Genomic DNA, 6547 nt, shown 5'->3' on the forward strand with positions numbered 1-6547 from the left:
AATATAAATTTTATACTTATGAAATAAAATTTAAACTATTCAATCTATAAAAAATCACTTAAGACTATGTTAATATTATTTTTTCATCGGTTTTGGAGGCGAACTAGTGAAAGAATTCGACTTAAGATTCGAACCAGAGGGAAAGAAACTCGTAGCAGATAGCGGGTCAAACATACTAGATTCTGCTAAAGCAGGAGGTGTGGGAATCCGCTCCGAATGTGGCGGGAAAGGAAAATGTGGAAAATGCAGAATCATAGTCGAGAATCAGCGTAACCTAAATGAGGTGACCGACACGGAGAGAGAACACCTAACACCAAAAGAAATTAATCAAGGATATCGGTTAGCCTGTATGGCTACAATCCGTGGTAATTTGGTGGTATTTATTCCAAGTGAGAGTCGATTAAGTGTTAGGAGAATTCAGATTCAGGGTATGGAACAACCTGTTAAACTAGAACCGAATGTTAGGAAAATTAATTTAGTCTTGGACAAGCCTACCATTCAAAACCCCATCGCAGATGATTTAAATATTTTAACCAATCTGGAAAAGTTATACAATCTCGAGGATTTGGAATTTGAATATGAACTCTTGAGAATACTTCCAGATGTTCTAAGGGAGGGGGATTGGAATTTAACAGTTACTACTCTGGGAGATAGAAGAGTTATAGATTTGGAGCCTTTCGATACCACTAAGCGAATTTTTGGGTTTGCGATTGATATCGGTACTTCCAAGCTCGTTGGATACTTGGTCGATTTGAACAGTGGTGGGGTTGTTGGTGTTGGATCAATTGAGAATCCCCAGATTGCTTATGGTGAAGACATACTGTCTCGAATTTCATACGCAGAAGAAACACTTGAGAATAAACAGAGATTACAGAATCTAGTAACCGAGGGTATTAACGAAATAATTCGAATGGCTTGTAAAGATTCGGGTGTAGATCCTAGGGAAATTTATGAGTTGACGGTTGTTGGAAACACCGCCATGTTCAGTCTATTTTTAGGAATTCAAACCAAATATTTACACTTGGCACCCTATGTACCGGGAGTAAAAGGTCCCGCTATAGTAAAGGCCAAAGAACTAAACATAAATGCAAATACTAGAGCAAGTGTTCACGTATTACCCAATATTGCGGGATACGTGGGTGCAGACGCAGTTGGAGATGTATTAGCGACTGCAATCTACGAAAGGGACGAAATGTGTTTACTTGTAGATGTGGGCACCAATGGCGAAGTTTTTGTAGGTAATAAGGAAGACATTGTCAGCTGTTCCTGTGCTGCAGGACCCGCTTTTGAGGGAGTGCACATTCAGCACGGTATGAAGGCAGTAACAGGAGCCATTGAGAGGATAAAAATCGAGCCCAAAAGCTTTAATGTGGAATACGAAACAATAGACGGAACAAAACCGGTGGGCATATGTGGCTCCGGAATAATTGATGCCGTGGCTGAGATGTTCAAGTGTGGAATCATAAGTGAGAGAGGGAAATTCAACAACATAGACCATTCTAGAATAGTGAAAACGGAGGGAAGGCCTGAATTTGTAATAGCTTGGAAAGAAGAAACAGAAGCTGGAAAAAATATTACGGTATCTATGAAGGATATTGAGGAAATTCAATTAGCGAAAGCAGCCATACACACCGGTTGTACAGTTCTAATGGATAAAAAGGGGGTGACCGAAGAGGGTATAGACCGGGTGTTTATTGCTGGAGCCTTTGGCAATTACATTAACCCGGAGAGTGCCAAGTTTCTGGGTCTTATTCCTGATATTCCCACTGAAAAAATTTCTTTTGTGGGGAATACTGCTCTGGCAGGAGCCAAAATGGCTCTGGTATCAAAGGATGTTCGAAAAACCGCCCAAAGATTAGCCAGATGGATAAGATATGTGGAGTTAATGGCTGAACCAGGTTTTCAAAGAGAATTCATAAACTCTACAATGATTCCCTATAGACGCCTTGACCAATATCCTTCCATAAAAAAATATCTAGAAGAAAATAGATAGGGAACCTTCAATTTTCACAGTTTTTATTTTTTATGATTCTAACTCGTATTTCTTTTTTATGGCATCCAATTGCTTTTTCTCTTCTTCGGGCTCCGGTTCTATTTCTTTCTCAAGACCCTTAGCCGGTATGATTTCATCTATTCTTAGAACTATTCTTGCCACATCTGTAGCTGCATTTAACGCATGAACCTTTACTTTCAGCGGCTCATAAATCCCCAACTGCTTCATATCTTTAACCTTACCATCATTCACATCCACACCGGCCCCAACTATTCCCTCGCTATGTTTAGTCTTCAATTTAGCTAAAATTCCTGTTACGTCTAGTCCGGCATTGTCTGCTAAGGTTTGAGGCACAATTTGCAGTGCTTCGGCATAAGCTTGAATCGCCAACTGCTCCTTCCCCTTGAAAGTTTGCGCATATTCTGTCAAGCACCTGGAAAGCTCTATCTCCGCTGCTCCGCCTCCCATTATGATTCGCGGATCTTCCTGAATATTTCTTATAACGTATAGTGCATCATAAAGGCTTCTTTCAGCTTCATCCAAGGCATACTCATTTCCTCCCTTTATAATGACGCTCGAAGCCCCGTAAGCTGGACACCCACTTATTATAATATAGTCTTCTTTTTTGGAGGGCCGCCATTCCTCAACAACTTGTGCCTGTCCCAGCTTGTCCGATGTTAAATTTTCATTGAATAAATTGGACACAATTTGTGCGCCGGTCACCTTGGCAATTCGGTTCATATCTTGCAGAAAAACTCGCTTAACAGCAAGTATTCCGGCTCTTGCGAGATAATGCTCAGTTATTTCATCCAACCCCTTATTTGTGAACAGCACATTTACTCCGTTTAAAACCAATCTACTTACTATTTGTTTAACCATGGTTCTTCTCGCATCAAGGAAGGCCTTATGCTCCTCCAGTTCACTAACCTCAATTCCCATATTTTTCCCTATAGTTTCCCACCAACTACCTGTAATTTCCTTTAATTCCAGACTTCTTACCAAGGCTATGTTAGCGTTTTCAACTCTTCTGGGCATATCGGGATGAACGATTTCCCTATCATCTATAATGTATCCATCCACAAGGTAGGAGTCGCTAAGAGAGCCCCCTCTTTTTTTGATAATTTTAATGTCTCCGATATTTAATATTGTCTTTCCATTAACCTTACTCATAACTCGTTTAGCTAGTTCGAGGGCAATATCGCTAAAATCAGTTATGTTTTCAGTTAAGCTGATAATTTTTGAGCTTATCGCAGTTGTAGCCATCTTCCGTAGTATCTGCTCCTCGTCAGGATTTATCCGGGTAGCAATTTCCTCTAATTTTTTAACTGCTCTTTTTAACGCTATATCGTATCCTTTTAGAATACTTGAGAGTAGAAGACCCTGATCAATTAGGGTCTCCCCTTTTCTTAGAAACTCGCCCGCTATAATTACTGCGGTGGCTACTCCATCCCCCACTATAGCGTCCTGGGCTTTTGCCATTCCAATTAAAATTTTAGCCACCGGATGCTCAACCTTAAGATTTTTTAATATTGTAACCGCATCACTGGTTATCAGAACTTCTCCGTCTTTTTTGATAATTGCTTTGTTCACACTGTATGGCCCAATAGTGTTTTTTACTATCTGGCATATAACACCCGCTACCATAATATTAGTTTTAAGAACCGCCAGATCGAACTCGCGTCGCTGCTTGTAAACGGGCTTAAAGATTAGAGACACATCCTTTCCCAGCAAAAGCTCTCACTTTCCCAAATTCTTATCCTAACTTGAAAAATGGATGGGGATAAAATTAACTTATGCTATTCTTTCACCTGATTCAGGTCCTATTGATTGGTTGTAGATTTCCAAAGGTTCTAGAATCCACACTCCCTTAATTTCAAACTCCGTGCCCAAGATGAGGGTTCCAAATCTTTGTCTAAAAGCGTCAAAAGCGGCTCCTTCGGTTAGGTATTCCACTGGTTTTGCCTTTATCTGATAGCTCTCCCAGCCCTTAACTGCGGTGGTGGTCACTATTTTGTCAGGGTTATTCAGTAAATTTTGGTGTGTTCGCTCTGCCATAATCACAGCAAAGGCTATAATATCGACGGTTGGAATTGCCAGAGTTCCTATAGGAACACAATGGGGAACATCGTGCTCGTTCAGTGTTACCAGAACCTTTACCGATTCTGGGTCATTAAAAATGTTGGCAACCTCTCTCGGGATTTTAATCACAGCGGAAAGCCTCTTTTTAATACATAATAGGTTTAAGGATTTTTATGTTATGTCCAACTCACAATTTTTTGGTATTTATCCATTGTGAGGTCAACCCATCCTCCATAATCTACAAACTTTACACCCTTTATCATTCTTTCCTCAGAGATTCCCCTAGCTATAGCATCCGGTTTCAAAACATAAACAGTGATGCCCGAATCCAGGGCTTTTTTAACAAACTCTTCTATTTTACCCTTTTGTCCCTGAATTGCGCTAAGCACCGCATCCTGAATTAATAGCACTCCGACCTCTTCGTTCATTTTTTTCAAATTTAGAGACGCTTCAAACGCGTACACGTTATCCTTTGTGATGTAAGGCGATTTGGATACCAGTATTAACGTCGCCATATTTTACTCCCTCAGAAAGCCATCACTAAATCGTTCTTAGCAATAATTTTCCCTACCTCGCTCTGAGCAATATTTTCAATGGGAATGGCGGGGTTTAAATCATCCACGGTGAGTCCTCTTTCTTCCATTGATTCTTTTACCACGTATAACTTTGACTCAAAATTCTGCAGCATTCTAAGAAACCGGTCTATGGCCGAGTATCCTATGGCTTTTGGAAACTGATTCTTCATAGGGCAATAAACCCCATCATCTATAAAGAGCAGAGTTACCGGAACTGCAAGAGAGCCTGCTGCAGCTGCCAATCGGACAGCTTCCACAATATGTATCCAGCCGAAAGGTGGTTTCCTAATTATAAGCAGAAGAGTCATATTAAAGCCTCCTTATATCATTAAAGCAAAGAAGCGATCTGCCTCTTGCATGATTTCTAAAACGGTGGTAGTGCTCTCGATTGTGGCACTCGGAATGAAGTCTTCTTCAGGGCTCAATCCTCGAGCGGTAACACAGGGAAAGCAGTTTACAAATTTTACACCATGCTCTGTCATTTCCCTAAACTTATTAACAGGAGAAGGCATTTCCTCCTGAATCAAAAATTTCGCCACGTTATAAACTCCGTCTCCCAGACCAATAACAGTAACCTCGTGTCCTTTCTCCAGAGCCGCTTTTATAAATTCAACCGCAGTATCCGAATTCTGAAACTGAAACGGGGTAGTAAACAGTAAAATTGCTATCTTACCCATTCAATCACCACACAATAACAATACAAATTCGTCCATTCCGCCTGTTTCTGCTTTAGAATATTTTGGTTAAGGGGTGTGTTGGAGATTCCGGTCTTATTTTGTATTTTCTTTTGTTATAGTATGATATGAGACCGTCTACCATAGCGCATGCGGGAAAAACTGATTCAGCCTCCTCAATAGGACCGTACAGGGCGAAGTCTGCTCCCATCATAACTGTTACTAGTACAGAGCCCGATAGACAAGCCTTGTATGAAGTGGGTGAGAAATCCTTTTTGATCTTCTTCCAAGCAGTTATGGCATTGGAGGGCCCGCACCCCGCAGGAAATCCCAACTCATTTTTCACTGAGTGTACGGTCTGGGCTGCGAAAGATATGCTCACCACATCAAGCACCGCTGTGTCTATAAGTATGTTTTGGATTCCTGCTCTCTGGGCTTTTTGAATCAGTCCTTCTTCTCCACTAGAACCCTTTAAAAGTTCTAAACGTCCTTCGGGCATTAAAGCCTTAGGGCTAAACACCAGCAGCATGCTGGATTTTATACCTAGTTCTTTTAGAGTGTTAAGTTCATCCTCTTTGGAGTGGACATCTATGGAATTGTAGATTGCTCGGTCAACTAGTCCCACCTCTACAGCGTGTTTAATCGCCTCAAGCCGAGCGGCTGCTATGGTACTATCAACTAGAAATGGGGCCTCTGTTACCGAAGCCACAAAGTCAATGTGCTTTATAAGAGCTTCAGCAGTATCTCCGACAATATCAACAATGCAAGGGTTTCCAGTCTTGTCAACCATCTCATCCTGTTTGTTCAGTAGTGCTTCAGCCTGTTCTTTGTCGAAAATACCTTTTTGACGGTTAGAAACAATTTTGTGTTTATCATAAAAAATGCTTCCTATCAGCACCGTGGGGTAGGAACCAAGTTGCCCACCGATTTTTACACCATTAATGTCCCAAACTTTTTGTTCCTTCTCGAAAATAAACATATCACATACCTCTCTTTCCACTCTTGAAAATTTTTTGTCCGTTTAAAGAAATTGGTAATATTGGCCTTGGTCTAACCCTTGAGCACTTCACTTGCTGTCTGAGTTAGATTCCAAATCCGTATTTATGGGAAGAATATACTTCTTTTTGATTATTTATGCTTATAATTTTTATTATCTCTTTATTATGAAATTCATTGATTTCTATCTTTGGTTGGTCTAAGGCGGTGTGAAACGGTTTTTAAGCGTG

7 protein-coding genes are annotated in these 6547 nt (G+C 40.7%); 1 reads left to right on the forward strand and 6 read right to left on the reverse strand.

Annotated features, from left to right (window positions below; translation table 11 throughout):
* Positions 1-106: 106 nt before the first annotated feature.
* Complete coding sequence (locus tag ACUVXA_RS14015; RefSeq protein ID WP_445871900.1) at positions 107-1993, forward strand: ASKHA domain-containing protein; 1887 nt, start codon at positions 107-109, stop codon at positions 1991-1993.
* Positions 1994-2023: 30 nt separating this feature from the next.
* Here ACUVXA_RS14015 and thsA read toward each other — a convergent pair whose 3' ends face one another.
* The 6 genes from thsA to mtrH all read right to left on the reverse strand — a co-directional run bounded on the left by thsA (position 2024) and on the right by mtrH (position 6300).
* Positions 2024-3709 (reverse strand): thermosome subunit alpha, encoded by a 1686-nt coding sequence (thsA, locus tag ACUVXA_RS14020; protein ID WP_445871901.1) that lies wholly within the window; start codon positions 3707-3709, stop codon positions 2024-2026.
* Positions 3710-3784: 75 nt separating this feature from the next.
* On the reverse strand, positions 3785-4201 hold the full coding sequence (locus tag ACUVXA_RS14025; RefSeq protein ID WP_445871902.1) for a pyridoxamine 5'-phosphate oxidase family protein: 417 nt from the start codon (positions 4199-4201) through the stop codon (positions 3785-3787).
* A 47-nt stretch (positions 4202-4248) separates the two neighbouring features.
* Positions 4249-4587 (reverse strand): sulfurtransferase complex subunit TusB, encoded by a 339-nt coding sequence (tusB, locus tag ACUVXA_RS14030; RefSeq protein ID WP_445871903.1) that lies wholly within the window; start codon positions 4585-4587, stop codon positions 4249-4251.
* Positions 4588-4598: 11 nt separating this feature from the next.
* Positions 4599-4955: a DsrE family protein gene (locus ACUVXA_RS14035; RefSeq protein WP_445871904.1), complete on the reverse strand. Its 357-nt coding sequence runs from the start codon at positions 4953-4955 to the stop codon at positions 4599-4601.
* A 12-nt stretch (positions 4956-4967) separates the two neighbouring features.
* A complete protein-coding gene (locus tag ACUVXA_RS14040) occupies positions 4968-5324 on the reverse strand; it encodes a DsrE/DsrF/TusD sulfur relay family protein (protein ID WP_445871905.1) in 357 nt (118 codons plus the stop codon).
* Between the two features lie 52 nt (positions 5325-5376).
* Positions 5377-6300: a tetrahydromethanopterin S-methyltransferase subunit H gene (mtrH, locus tag ACUVXA_RS14045; protein ID WP_445871906.1), complete on the reverse strand. Its 924-nt coding sequence runs from the start codon at positions 6298-6300 to the stop codon at positions 5377-5379.
* Between the last annotated feature and the right edge of the window lie 247 nt (positions 6301-6547).

This window comes from Candidatus Jordarchaeum sp., from assembly GCF_052745115.1.